Annotated in this window: 11 protein-coding genes; 5 read left to right on the top strand and 6 right to left on the bottom strand. The window is 32.3% G+C overall.

Annotated elements, in window-relative coordinates; genetic code table 11:
* The first annotated feature begins 317 nt into the window (after positions 1–317).
* Positions 318–869, top strand: coding sequence for a 1-acyl-sn-glycerol-3-phosphate acyltransferase (locus DCO46_RS20025; protein ID WP_116754256.1), 552 nt, complete (start codon positions 318–320; stop codon positions 867–869).
* A gap of 83 nt (positions 870–952) precedes the next feature.
* Here DCO46_RS20025 and DCO46_RS20020 read toward each other — a convergent pair whose 3' ends face one another.
* Positions 953–1,420: a helix-turn-helix transcriptional regulator gene (locus tag DCO46_RS20020; protein WP_116754255.1), complete on the bottom strand. Its 468-nt coding sequence runs from the start codon at positions 1,418–1,420 to the stop codon at positions 953–955.
* A 312-nt stretch (positions 1,421–1,732) separates the two neighbouring features.
* Here DCO46_RS20020 and DCO46_RS20015 point away from each other — a divergent pair, with 312 nt between their 5' ends.
* The 4 genes from DCO46_RS20015 (at position 1,733) to DCO46_RS20000 (ending at position 6,666) form a co-directional block, all read left to right on the top strand.
* On the top strand, positions 1,733–2,887 hold the full coding sequence (locus tag DCO46_RS20015; RefSeq protein ID WP_116754254.1) for a M14 metallopeptidase family protein: 1,155 nt from the start codon (positions 1,733–1,735) through the stop codon (positions 2,885–2,887).
* 77 nt (positions 2,888–2,964) lie between these two features.
* Positions 2,965–3,444 (top strand): Lrp/AsnC family transcriptional regulator, encoded by a 480-nt coding sequence (locus tag DCO46_RS20010; RefSeq protein WP_007805990.1) that lies wholly within the window; start codon positions 2,965–2,967, stop codon positions 3,442–3,444.
* Positions 3,445–3,534: 90 nt separating this feature from the next.
* Entirely contained in the window at positions 3,535–6,120 is a 2,586-nt protein-coding gene (locus DCO46_RS20005; RefSeq protein WP_116754253.1) for a phosphoenolpyruvate carboxylase, read from the top strand.
* 30 nt (positions 6,121–6,150) lie between these two features.
* Positions 6,151–6,666: a DinB family protein gene (locus DCO46_RS20000; RefSeq protein WP_116754252.1), complete on the top strand. Its 516-nt coding sequence runs from the start codon at positions 6,151–6,153 to the stop codon at positions 6,664–6,666.
* Between the two features lie 39 nt (positions 6,667–6,705).
* Here DCO46_RS20000 and recQ read toward each other — a convergent pair whose 3' ends face one another.
* The 5 genes from recQ to aroB all read right to left on the bottom strand — a co-directional run bounded on the left by recQ (position 6,706) and on the right by aroB (position 13,210).
* Positions 6,706–8,826, bottom strand: a complete 2,121-nt coding sequence (gene recQ / locus DCO46_RS19995) for a DNA helicase RecQ (protein WP_116754251.1) — start codon at positions 8,824–8,826, stop codon at positions 6,706–6,708.
* Between the two features lie 117 nt (positions 8,827–8,943).
* The gene (locus tag DCO46_RS19990; protein ID WP_116754250.1) at positions 8,944–9,351 is read right to left on the bottom strand and encodes a DNA primase; all 408 of its coding nucleotides are present in this window, start codon (positions 9,349–9,351) and stop codon (positions 8,944–8,946) included.
* Positions 9,352–9,360: 9 nt separating this feature from the next.
* Positions 9,361–10,329, bottom strand: coding sequence for a deoxyhypusine synthase family protein (locus DCO46_RS19985; protein WP_116754249.1), 969 nt, complete (start codon positions 10,327–10,329; stop codon positions 9,361–9,363).
* A 109-nt stretch (positions 10,330–10,438) separates the two neighbouring features.
* Positions 10,439–11,842, bottom strand: coding sequence for an arginine decarboxylase (locus tag DCO46_RS19980; protein WP_116754248.1), 1,404 nt, complete (start codon positions 11,840–11,842; stop codon positions 10,439–10,441).
* Between the two features lie 300 nt (positions 11,843–12,142).
* The gene (aroB, locus tag DCO46_RS19975; protein WP_116754247.1) at positions 12,143–13,210 is read right to left on the bottom strand and encodes a 3-dehydroquinate synthase; all 1,068 of its coding nucleotides are present in this window, start codon (positions 13,208–13,210) and stop codon (positions 12,143–12,145) included.
* Positions 13,211–13,456: the final 246 nt, after the last annotated feature.

Below are 13,456 nucleotides of genomic sequence, written 5' to 3'. Positions count from 1 at the left end.
ACATTCAAGATAATATGGTCCAATCAAGCTTAATTGGACGAAGAGGATTATAAAAAAGAAGTTGAGTTAATAATTAGTAAAATACATAATGATAATTAGGAAGAACAATATTCAATCGAGATACCCTATTATGACTGAATTGAATTTTCTATTATCTTTGTCAATTATTATGATTTGAAAAAGTCTCATTATTATAGCTAAAGCTATCGCATTGATTTGTGGTAGTTTTTTTATTAAAAAGATATTTGTGTTAGTAATAATTACAAGTAGCTTTTAAACATTTTAAATCTTTTATTTTGCCTGAAATATAAATTTTAATGAAGAAGCAATTGTATAAATTTATCTTTTTTAAGCTAATGGGCTGGAAGATAGTGGGTATTGAAAATGCAGAGGTAAAAAAATGTATCTTAATGGTGATGCCGCATACCAGTAATCATGATTTTTATATAGGTCTTTTTACAAGGGGTATCTCCGGATTGCAGATGAACTGGGTTGGTAAAAAGGAATTATTCAAATTCCCATTCGGATATTACTTTCGAAATGTAGGAGGAGAGCCTTTAGACAGAAGCGGTGGCTTAAATAAAGTCGATTCTATTGCAGCCATTTTTGACAGAAAAGAAGTTTTTCGCCTGGCGGTTGCTCCTGAAGGAACTAGAAAAGCTGTCACAGAAATAAAAAGCGGTTTTTATTATATTGCGATCAAAGCAAATGTGCCGATTGTACCTGTAGCTTTTGACTGGGGCAAAAAAGAAGTTAATTTAGGAAAGCCGTTTTATCCAACCGGAGATTATGAAGCAGATTATAAAATCATCAAAAAACATTATGACGGCGTTTTGGGAAAAATTCCCGAAAACGGAGTAAAATTATAAATTTCTGATAATTTTTGAACCGCCTGAGAATCGCGTAAATAAAAATTTTCTTTACCAATGTCCAAATATGCCCTAAATTTTAATTAAGGATTATAAACCTTAAATGTGCCATTTTTATAAAAAAATACAATTTTTTCAATTTCACTTTCATCTGCATTAAAACTGGCTTCTTTTATTTTTGAAAGTGGCACATTTTGTTCTGAAATATTTTTATCATAACCCAAACCTGAAAACAAATTTTCATCTTTAGGATTTTCATTTACCAGAATAGGAGAGTCTGTTTTTTCAATTTTAGCTGGTATTTCATCAGAAGGTTTTTCCGGATTTTTAGGAAAACTTCCTTTGCCATTTAAAATCCAGTATAGGTCAACATCGGGAAAAACTTCAAGTATTTTGAGAACAAAATCTAAACTTGGTTTGTTTCTTCCGGAGAGAAGGTGAGACATACTTGAGCGCTGGACACCAATTTTATCAGCAAATCCGGAAGCATTCAGACTGTAATAATCCAGTATAATTTCAAGCCTTTTTACAAAATCATCGATGTTTACCATTGTAAAATATTATAATTGATTACTGTGTTTACAAATGTAATTAAAAGTCTTGAGATAAACAATTTTACAGTTGTAAATTAACTTTAGGGGCTATATTCTAGAGTTATTTTACTATAAGTAAAGCTATTTAAGTTGTTGATTTATAATATTTTAAATACTTAAGTTAACACTAATAACAATTGTTAACAAATAAGACATTAAAAGCAAATTAATAGGTATAATTTAAGTTTACATTTATAAATTTTATCATTTTAAAACGATTTACAATTGTAAAAATAAAGATGTTTACTTTTGTAAACTAATCAAAACACAATGAATTTAGAAGAATTATTTGAGCACTATAAAGAGCAGACAATACAAGGCCGTTATCTTACTTTGGAACATATTCAGCCTTTATTAGATAAACTTAATACAGATAACCAGGTAAAACTTATTGGTAAATCAGTATTAGGCAAACCTATATATAGTTACCAGATTGGTACAGGTAAAATTAGTATTTATCTATGGTCTCAGATGCACGGAAATGAAAGCACAACTACAAAAGCGCTTTTCGACTTTATTAATGTATTAAACAGCGGAACTGATTTTGCTGCGAAACTGCTTGCTACCTTTACTTTTTATTGTATTCCGATTTTAAACCCGGACGGAGCGGCATTATATACGCGTGAAAATGCCAATAAGATAGACCTGAACCGTGATTCCCAAAACCTTACACAACCGGAGAGTAATGTGCTGCGTGATGTGTTTGAGGATTTTAAACCTCATTATTGTTTTAATTTACATGACCAGCGTACTATTTTTGGAGCAGGGGATACCGGAAAGCCTGCAACGGTTTCGTTTTTGGCTCCTTCTTATAATGAAGAAAGAGAGGTTAATGATAACCGATTAAAAGCTATAAACCTAATTGCCGGCATCAACGATATATTACAGGAATATATTCCGGGACAGGTGGGACGTTTTGATGATTCCTTTAATATTAACTGTATTGGAGATACATTTCAGTTTTTGGGAGTTCCAACCATTTTATTCGAAGCAGGGCATTACCCAGGTGATTATAATCGTGAAATCACAAGAAAACTCATATTTTTCTCATTAATTTCGAGTTTTGAAATACTTTCCGAAAACGATTTAGTTGACAATAGATTTTATGATTATTTGAATATTTCACAAAATAAAGTCGTTTTTTATGATTTTATGTATAAAAATATCAAAATAAATTATGATGGTATCGAAATTATTACGAATTTTGTCGCACAATACAGAGAAGAATTGATTGAAAATGAGATTCATTTCAATGCCTACATAGCTGAAGTAGGCGAATTGGAAAATTATTTCGGACATTTTGAATATGATGGAGAAGGCGCAAGTTACTCTGATGAATATACTAATTTTCCGAAATTGAATCAAAAAGCAGATTTTTATTTAGATAAAAATATTAAATTTGTTAACGGATTGATAAAAAGTTAATTTTTATGTGAATTTGTTATTTTTTATATATATTTTTATACTTTGTTATAGCAATTAGTAATATTAATTAAAGAATTATGAGTAAATTTCGTTTAGATGAAGTAGATCACCAGATTTTAGATATGTTAATAGACAATACGAGAGTTCCGTTTACTGACATTGCAAAAAAACTATTGATATCTGCTGGAACAGTACATGTTAGAGTAAAAAAGATGGAAGACGCAGGGATAATAATGGGGTCTTCATTAGCCTTAGATTATGATAAATTAGGGTATTCATTTATTGCTTATGTAGGGGTGTTTCTTAATAATACATCTCAGACAAAATTTGTATTAGAGCGAATCAATCAGATTCCTTTTGTAACTGTTGCATCTGTTACTACGGGAAAATTTAATATCTTTTGTAAAATCAGAGCAAAAGATACCAAGCACGCTAAGGAAGTTATTTTCATGATCGATGATATCGAAGGTGTTTACAGAACAGAAACTATGATTTCATTAGAAGAAAGTATAAACGATAAGAAGCGTTTGATGCATACTATTTTTAAAAATATGTAATATTTTCTTGAATGCTATATTAAAATATAACCTCAAGTTTATTCTTGGGGTTTTTTTATGACTAATTAACCAACCAACTACAACACAATTATGTATACGTTACCCAAAATTGAGCGTTTCAATCAGGACGTTCTCTCAAAATACCACATTTATAATAGTGTTTTCATAACATTGCCATTTGATTCTATAGATAATACAGGGGTTTTATTGCCTTTATTTACAGAAACTTGCGAAACGGGATTTAAAAAACAGGAAACACCAAAAGAAATCTTTGATTTCTTCTCAAATAAATTTTTGAACAACGCTTCTGAAACTGAAAAAATCGATTTAATGTTTCGATTTATTCAATATATAGAGCGCCAGATTGTTCTTTTTGATGCAATTGAAGATGCTGCTTTCCCTGTAGTAAACAACATGGAAGGACGTGGATCTCTTCGTGATATTAAAGAGAAAACCGATGCAAAGGAAAAAGATGATGAACTTATTGAATTTCTTGAGAATTTCAATGTAAGAACTGTTTTAACAGCGCATCCTACACAGTTTTATCCGGGCCCGGTTTTAGGAATTATAAATGATCTTACTGAGGCTATTCGTCAAAATGATTTGTTTAAAATCAAACAATTATTAGCACAGTTAGGAAAAACTCCTTTTATTCAAAATGAAAAACCAAATCCGTATGATGAAGCGGTAAGTTTGATTTGGTACCTGGAGAATGTTTTCTATCAGACTTCGGGTGAAATTGTTCATTATCTGCAAAAAAATATCCTTGAAGGAAATGCCATTCAGAACCAATTAATCAAACTTGGATTCTGGCCGGGCGGTGACCGTGACGGGAATCCGTTTGTTACAACTGAAATAACATTAAAAGTAGCTGACCGTTTACGTACCTCTATATTAAAGTGTTATTATGTCGAAATGAGAAACTTAAAAAGAAAGTTAACTTTCTCAGGAGTAGACACTTTGGTAGCAGAACTTGAACATAAGCTTTATCGTTCTGTGTTCTATTCTAAAGGTGAAATTTACATTACTTTAGAAGAATTATTGACACAGCTGAATACTATCAGAGATATAATTATTGAAAAACACCAGTCATTATATCTTAATGAACTGGAAGCATTCCTGGTAAAAATCAATTTATTCGGATTCCATTTTGCAACTTTAGATATTCGTCAGAATAGTAAAATTCACAATGTGGTTTTTAAAGATGTTGTCAATCATTATCTGAATTCCGGCTCTTCAATATTTCCGAAAAATTATTTTGAATTATCTGAAGATGAAAAACTGATCGTTTTGTCTAAGGTAAAAGGAGACCTGAATCCAAAAGATTTTGAGGATGAAATTACAGTGTCTACTTTAGAATCTGTTCAGGCTATTAAAACGATCCAGAAAGCAAATGGTGAGTTTGGTGCCAATCGCTACATTATCAGTAATAATGAAAGCGCACTGAATGTAATGGAAACTTTTGCCATGATTCGTCTGAACAATTGGGAAAACCCTACAGTTGATATTATTCCGCTTTTTGAATCTGTTGACGATTTACAAAATGCACACCATATTATGGAGCAGCTGTATACAAATCCTGAATATTCTAAGCATTTAGATGCAAGAGGCAATAAACAGACGATTATGCTTGGTTTCTCTGACGGTACAAAAGATGGTGGTTATTTAATGGCTAACTGGAGTATTTATCAGGCAAAAATTGCATTGACGGAAATTTCCAGAAAATACGGAATTAAAGCGATTTTCTTTGATGGTCGTGGCGGACCTCCGGCACGTGGAGGAGGAAAAACACATAAGTTTTATGCTTCGCTTGGACCAAAGATTGAAAACAACGAAATACAAATTACGGTTCAGGGACAAACCATTAGTTCTAATTTTGGAACACTGGATTCTTGTCGTTATAATATTGAGAATTTATTAAGTGCGGGAGTAACTAATCAGGTATTTAGTAAAGAAAAAAATGAGTTAAGTACTGAGGAGACTGCAATCCTGACGCAATTAGCCGGTTTAGGATATGATAAATACTTAAGTTTTAAGAATCATCCTAAATTTATTCCATATCTGGAAAAAATGAGTACTTTGAAATATTATTCTAAGACTAATATCGGAAGCCGTCCTTCTAAAAGAAGTAAATCTGATCAATTGGATTTTGCAGATTTAAGAGCAATTCCGTTTGTTGGATCGTGGAGCCAGTTGAAACAAAATGTACCGGGATTTTTTGGAGTAGGGACAGCCCTTAAACATTTTGAAGATACAAACCAATGGGACAAAGTATATGATTTATACCATAATTCATTGTTTTTCAGAACACTTCTTGAAAATAGTATGATGTCACTGGCAAAATCATTTTTCCCGTTAACAGCCTACATGAAGAAAGATCCTGAATTTGGAGAGTTCTGGCAAATCATTTACGATGAGTTTTTAGAGACAAAACGTCTTTTGCTTAAAATCGCTGATCATAAATCATTGATGGAAAACTATCCTGATGGTATTGCTTCTATTCAGATCAGAGAACGCATTGTAATGCCTTTACTGACAATACAACAGTATGCTTTGCTAAGAATTAACGAATTGAATAAAGAAGGCGGTAATAACGACGAATTGATTAAAGTATATGAAAAAATTGTTACGAGATCACTTTTCGGAAATACAAATGCAAGCAGAAATTCAGCTTAATTTGAAATTTGGAACTTTAAATTTATAAAAATGAACGTAAGTCAGTTGTTAGAAAACGAATATTCAGGTCATTTTGGTACTTATATCAAAGAAGCCGGAGACGGTAAGTTAATTGAGGAATTAGAAATTTCACTGCACGATTTTATCAGGTTTGTTCAAAATATTCCGATGGATAAATTCGATTATCGCTATGCGGAAGGTAAGTGGACCATCAAAGATATCATTCAGCATATCATCGATACAGAACGTATTTTTGCATACCGTGCCTTACGATTTTCGAGATTTGATCAAACTCCACTGCCAAGTTTTGAAGAAAATGATTATGCCAATAATACGAATTCAAACGGAAGAAGTATTCAGGAATTACTAACTGAACTTTCTGCTGTAAGGCATTCAACTTTATTGTTTTACAAAAGTTTATCTGAAGAGCAGCTTAAAGCAATTGGAACTGCTTCAAATAATCCAATTTCGGTAAGAGCTTTAGGATTTGTGATAATCGGTCACCAAAAACACCATCAGAAGATTTTTGAAGAAAGATATTTATAAGTGTATAAAAAAATCCTGTGAATTTTCACAGGATTTTTTTTATTTCAATTTGTTTTGATGCTTTCGTTCTATAAAAGCAAGGCCAAACCTGATTTTGTCGTATGACATGTTTTCTTCGAAATAATCAAAATAAGGTTTTAAGGCATTTGGATTTTCTAATTCTATTTGAGCTTTTTCGATCCTTAAAATTTCTTCATCAGATATAAACAGACTTAAATCCAGATCATGACCATCAACATATAATTTTGCTAAATGCGAAACTACAGTACTCTGGCTAATATCTCTTCTTTCTGCTATTTCTTCAACCGACACTCCATTTTCAAATAACTCTAAAGTTTTCTTGTAAGTGCTGCCTTTTTTTTCCTTTTTTACAACAGATTTATTTCTCTCAAATTCAATTATGGCATTGATGAAATCAGTACCGTATTTTTCGAGTTTTGCCTTGCCGACGCCATCAACTGTTAGGAATTCTTCGTCACTAATTGGCCTTATGACTTCCATTTGTCTTAAAGCTGCATCACTAAAAATGACATAAGCCGGAACTTCTTCTTCCTGGGCAATTTCATAGCGCAATTTTCGTAATGTTTCAAAAAGAGAATTTTTTGCAACCCTGACTTTAGCTTCTTTAATTTCATTTTTATCGACTACTTTTTTGACCACCGTAGTAAGTTTTACTTTTTCACCTTCAAATAAAACTTTTTTTGCAAAAGGGGTAAGCAAAATTTTGTTGTGCTGATGAAAAGCAATTTCGCAGTATCCTAAATTAATCAATTGAATTAAGTACTGATTCCAGTCATACCAGGAAATATCAGCGCCAATTCCATACGTTTTTAGCGTTTGATAATTTTTTTCATAGATATATGCGTTTTTGGAGCCTCTCAAAAAATCTACAATTACAGCCAATGGTTCAGATTCTTTTAAACGGCTGATTGCTGACAATGCTTTCTGTGCTAAAATTGTTCCATCAAAAAAAACGGGAGGATTTTTACAAATGTCACAATTGCCACAATTTTCAGTAACCAATTCCCCAAAATAAGAAAGCAGAATTTTTCTGCGGCAGCTCAGTGCATCGGCATACTGTTTCATTCTTTCTAATTTGGCCAATTGTACATCGGAGTTTAAGCCTTCTGAGGCAAATTTCTGCAATTGAATCACATCAGCATAGCTTTCAAATAAAATAGTCTCAGACGGCAGCCCATCACGTCCCGCACGGCCAATTTCCTGATAATAACCTTCAATATTTTTAGGCAGATTATAATGAATTACCCAACGTACATTCGATTTATCGATTCCCATTCCAAAAGCAATTGTAGCGCAGACAACCTGACAATCATCATTTATAAAGTCATCCTGTGTTTTGGAACGAAGACTGTTCTCTAAACCAGCGTGATAGGCTTTTGCAGAAATTCCTTTTTTGGTAAGTTTTTCAGCCAGTTCTTCTGTGTTTTTTCTGCTTAGACAGTATATAATTCCAGATTCACCGGGTCTGTCCTCAATAAAATCAATAATTTGTTTTACACGGTCTAAAGCAGGCCGTACTTCAAGGCTTAAATTTTTCCTGTCAAAGGAAGCGACAAATGTTTTTGGATTTTTTAAATTTAATTGTTTGGTTATATCTGTTCTTGTCGCTTTATCAGCTGTAGCAGTCAATGCCAGCACAGGAGTAGAAGGGAAGCGGCTTTTTAGGTATCCCAGATTTGTATATGCCGGACGAAAATCATGTCCCCAGGACGAAATACAATGTGCCTCGTCTATGGCAATTAAGCTGACATTTAATTCATTAAAAACATTATCTAAATATGATAAGCTTTCAGGTGCAATATAAACCAGTTTAAAGGTATTCGATTTTAAATTGTCAATATAAAACTGTTGTTCCTGAGCAGACTGGCTGCTATTGATATAACAAGCTGAAATTCCATTAGTTTTTAAACTGTCCACCTGATCTTTCATCAAGGCAATTAATGGAGAAATTACAATTGTAATTCCGGGTAATATTAGTGCAGGTAGCTGAAAACAGATTGATTTTCCGCCACCGGTTGGCATAATAGCCAATGTATCCTGTCCTGAAAGTATTGTATTGATAATAGTTTCCTGATTAGGCCTGAATTTTTCAAACCCAAAATTTTCTTTTAGTTTGGCATGTAATACTGCTGAGCTCATTTACTTAAATTTTTTCGAAAGCTATAAATATAATACTTTTCTTACTTATTAGATATTGTTCACTAATAAAAAAAGGAACCCGAAAGAGTTCCTTTAATTTATATAAAAAGTGATTTATTAATCTTCATCATCTTCGTCGTCATCGTCATCAGCAATATCGTCTTTGTCTTCATCATCGTCATCGTCTCCGCCATCAGTATCCGGTTTGTCAAGATTGTCGTCTTCATCATCATCGTCATCATCTGCATCGTCAAGATCTAGTCCTTTTACTGGTTCGATTGTATCAACATCAAGATCAATATCATCGTCTTCGTCGAAGTTTTCGATTCTGTCAGCAAGTTTGGTACTAATTTTTACTAAATAAATAGTGTCTTCAGTACGAACTTCAACAGCTTCTATTAATTCGTTTTTAGCGTTTCTAAAACGGATTACATCCGAATCATCATAACCGTCAGGAAATTTTTCAACCAAAAGGTTTAAAATTTCGTTAGTCAATTTGGCGTAGTCTACTATAACTCTTTTCATAAAAATATACTATAAATCTAATAAATAGGCAAAAATTAATGGTGCAACAATTGTAGCATCCGACTCAATAATAAATTTAGGGGTTTTGATGTCTAATTTACCCCAAGTGATTTTTTCATTAGGAACTGCTCCTGAATAAGAACCGTAACTAGTCGTAGAATCTGAAATTTGGCAGAAATAGCTCCAGAAAGGAACATCATGCATTTCCATATCCTGATACAACATCGGTACAACGCAAATTGGAAAATCTCCTGCGATACCACCACCAATTTGGAAAAATCCAATTCCGTTTTGGCTGTTTTTTGAATACCAGTCAGCAAGGAAAGTCATGTACTCAATACCTGACTTCATCGTAGAAGCTTTTAATTCACCTTTGATTACATATGAAGCAAAAATATTACCCATTGTACTATCTTCCCAACCCGGAACGATTATTGGCAGGTTTTTTTCTGCTGCTGCATACATCCAGCTATCTTTCAGGTCAATTTCATAATATTCTTCTAAAACACCTGATAATAACATTTTATACATGAATTCATGCGGAAAATAACGTTCTCCATTATCATCAGCATCTTTCCAGATTTTATAGATATGTTTTTGCAAACGTCTAAAAGCTTCATGCTCAGGAATACAAGTATCTGTAACGCGGTTTAAGCCTCTTTCAAGTAAAGCCCATTCGTCTTCTGGTGTCAAATCACGATAGTTAGGAACTCTTTCATAATGAGAATGAGCTACTAAATTCATAATATCTTCTTCTAGATTGGCTCCAGTACATGAAATAATTTGTACTTTATCTTGTCTAATTATTTCAGCGAAAATTTTACCAATTTCTGCAGTACTCATTGCTCCAGCCATGCTTACAAGCATTTTAGCACCATTTGCTAATTGCTCTTCGTATGCTTTGGCTGCATCAACCAGTGACGCAGAATTAAAGTGTAAATAATGTTTTTCAATAAACTGACTGATTGGTCCTTTCATTTTGTTTTTGTTTTTTTATTTTTTTTGAATTAAAAGATTTTACTCTTTTTACTATATATGCAAATTAATAATTTTTTACTTTATTAACATTTAATTTGCAGTTTTATTTTTACATTTTTTTCTTGTACCCAAGAATCTTTAAAACGTCATCTGAAGTCTGTTGCTCTGAGAAAACTTCTGTTGCCAGAATACCATTCTCATCACGATCGATCAAAATATGTTTTGGCTGTGGAATCAGGCAGTGGTGTAATCCTCCGTATCCGCCAATTGTTTCCTGATATGCCCCTGTGTTAAAGAAACCAATATATAATGGTTTTTCTTTGCTGTATTTTGGCAGGTAAATGGCATTCATATTTTGTTCAGAATTGTAATAATCGTCACTGTCACAAGTCAGTCCGCCCAATAAAACCCGCTCGTATGTATCATTCCAGCGATTTATCGCAAGCATAATGAAACGTTTGTTTATTGCCCAGGTATCCGGAAGAGTAGTAATGAAAGATGAATCGATCATATTCCATTTTTCTCTGTCATTCTGTTGTTTTTGATACAAAATCTGGTAAATCGCGCCTCCACTTTCACCCACTGTAAATGAACCAAATTCTGTAAAGATATTAGGAACATCAACTTCAGCTTCATCACAAGCGATTTTAATCTGATTAATGATTTCGTCAATCATATATTGATAATCATATTCAAAAGCTAATGAGTTTTTAATCGGAAATCCACCTCCAATGTTCAAACCATCCAGAGTAGGGCATTCTTTTTTTAATGCAATGTATACTTTGATACATTTTACCAGCTCATTCCAATAATAGGATGTATCATTTATTCCGGTATTGATAAAGAAGTGAAGCATTTTAAGCTCCAGTCTGTCATTTTCCTGAATTTGTTTTTTATAAAACGAAACTATATTCTTGTACCCGATTCCTAATCTTGAGGTATAGAACTCAAATTTAGGTTCTTCTTCGGCCGCAATACGAATTCCAATTTTAAACTTTCCTTTTATTTCTGCCTGAAGCAAATCAAGCTCTTCATAGTTATCAATAATCGGAATAGTGTTTTTATGTCCGCTATTGATTAATCTTGCAATATTAGAAACGTATTCATCTCTTTTAAAACCATTACAAATTACATAAGTACTTTTGTTGATCTTACCGTTCTCCAGTAAATTTTCTACAATATTTACATCAAAAGCAGATGAAGTTTCTATATGAATATTGTTTTTAAAAGCCTCATTCATAATGTATTCAAAATGAGAGCTTTTGGTACAATAGCAATAATAATATTTTGCATCGTACTTGTTTTTTTCCATCGATTTTCTGAACCAGGCTTTTGCCTTATTAATGTTCTCTGAAATCTGGGGTAAATATGTAAATTTTAATGGGGTACCGTATTGTTCAACTAATTTCATCAAATCAATATTGTGAAATTGCAAGTTGTCTTTATTTAATTTAAATTCCTCCTGAGGAAAATAGTAGGTTTGATTAATTAGGTCAGAATATTTCGTATTCATTTATTTTTCAATATTTTAATTTGTTATCTAAATTTAGTAAATCTATTTTGCTAAATCTAAAATTCAAACCCTAATATTGGCAAATATAATTTGCAGTTTTTCGCTTTCAGCTTTTGAATATAAAAAAACATCAAAACAAAATGGACTTTTACTATTATAAAAACGGTTCAGCATCCTTAATAGGGAACTATTGAGTCGATTTCTATAAGAGTTAAAATTTGTTTGTTTACTGTTTGTTTTCATTGTGGCAAATGTAAAAAATAAAATATACCAAAAGCAACGGTTTTGATTAAAAAAAGTTTAAGATTTATAATCTTGAAACGCGTTCAGAATCAATTTATTTTCAACGGATTGGTTGATTTTTATTTTACCTATTCCTTCAATTAAGGCAAATTGAATCAAACCGTACTCATTTTTTTTGTCGTGAATAAGCAATTCGAGGATAGGTTCGATGTCTTTTTCTTCAAATTGAACATCTTCATAAATGCCTTGAATGGCTGTTTTAATTTCAAGATATTCAGTTTCGGTAAGCAAACCTTTCTGCCATGAAATATAACCTTCAAGAATCATTCCGACAGCAATAGCTTCACCGTGCAGTAATGTTTTCTTGGTTTCACTTTCCAAAAAGTAACTTTCAATTGCGTGACCTAAAGTATGCCCGAAATTCAGCGCTTTTCGGATATTTTTTTCTGTTGGATCCTGAATAACGATTTCATTTTTAATCTCTACAGAACGATAAATCAGTTCATCAAAGTCAGCGTAATCAATTGATTTTAAGTCTAAAAACTGTTTCCAGTATGCAGCATCATAGATCAGGCCATGTTTTAGCATTTCGGCAAGGCCGGAACGCATTTCTGCTTGTGGCAAAGTTTCAAGATATTGGGTATCAATTAATACCATTTGTGGTACATTAATAACACCAATCTGATTTTTTAGATTTCCTAAGTCAACGCCTGTTTTTCCTCCTACAGAAGCATCAACCATAGATAAAAGGGTAGTAGGTATATTTATAAAATTTACACCACGTTTAAAAGTAGAGGCAACAAATCCTCCTAAATCTGTAACGACTCCGCCACCAAGATTAATTATAAGTGATTTTCTGTCAGCACCAAGTTCTGTTAATACCTTCCAGATTTCAATACAGGTTTCTATATTTTTGTTGGCTTCACCTGCTTCAAATTCTATTATTTCGATATTTAAATCCGTTTCTATAACAGGCAGAAGTTTTGGAAGACAATACTCATTTGTTTGTGTATCAACTATAATAAAAATATTTGAGTACTTATTTTCGTTTAAATGTGTATTTAAAGCTTCGTAGGCATTGTGGTTAAAATGTACGAGATAATTATTGGCTTGAATAGATTTCATAATTCTTTGCTTAAATGAAACCGCAAAATAAGGGATTTTTAAACAAATAATATTCAAACTTTCCCCCTAATTTGTTTTAAAACGAATCATTCTAAATTAATATTTTAAAAGAACAGTATCTATTTACAGTTCCTTGCTATTAATTGTTGTGCATCAGAATATTTTTTGTCTTTTGATATATTTAAATATTTGCATGCATTATTATTCTCCTTTTCGGCTAAATAGCAAATTGCCAGGAAATATTCT

This window comes from Flavobacterium sp. HTF, from assembly GCF_003105115.1.
Taxonomy (GTDB): domain Bacteria; phylum Bacteroidota; class Bacteroidia; order Flavobacteriales; family Flavobacteriaceae; genus Flavobacterium.
The sequence above is the reverse complement of the archived record's forward strand: the minus strand, read 5'-3'. Positions and strand labels throughout refer to the sequence as shown.

Bases quoted from the DNA above. Each gene is read 5' to 3' on its own strand.
- DCO46_RS20025 (WP_116754256.1), top strand. From the start codon at position 318: ATGAAGAAGCAATTGTATAAATTTATCTTTTTTAAGCTAATGGGCTGG.
- DCO46_RS20020 (WP_116754255.1), bottom strand. From the start codon at position 1,420: ATGGTAAACATCGATGATTTTGTAAAAAGGCTTGAAATTATACTGGAT.
- DCO46_RS20015 (WP_116754254.1), top strand. From the start codon at position 1,733: ATGAATTTAGAAGAATTATTTGAGCACTATAAAGAGCAGACAATACAA.
- DCO46_RS20010 (WP_007805990.1), top strand. From the start codon at position 2,965: ATGAGTAAATTTCGTTTAGATGAAGTAGATCACCAGATTTTAGATATG.
- DCO46_RS20005 (WP_116754253.1), top strand. From the start codon at position 3,535: ATGTATACGTTACCCAAAATTGAGCGTTTCAATCAGGACGTTCTCTCA.
- DCO46_RS20000 (WP_116754252.1), top strand. From the start codon at position 6,151: ATGAACGTAAGTCAGTTGTTAGAAAACGAATATTCAGGTCATTTTGGT.
- recQ (WP_116754251.1), bottom strand. From the start codon at position 8,826: ATGAGCTCAGCAGTATTACATGCCAAACTAAAAGAAAATTTTGGGTTT.
- DCO46_RS19990 (WP_116754250.1), bottom strand. From the start codon at position 9,351: ATGAAAAGAGTTATAGTAGACTACGCCAAATTGACTAACGAAATTTTA.
- DCO46_RS19985 (WP_116754249.1), bottom strand. From the start codon at position 10,329: ATGAAAGGACCAATCAGTCAGTTTATTGAAAAACATTATTTACACTTT.
- DCO46_RS19980 (WP_116754248.1), bottom strand. From the start codon at position 11,842: ATGAATACGAAATATTCTGACCTAATTAATCAAACCTACTATTTTCCT.
- aroB (WP_116754247.1), bottom strand. From the start codon at position 13,210: ATGAAATCTATTCAAGCCAATAATTATCTCGTACATTTTAACCACAAT.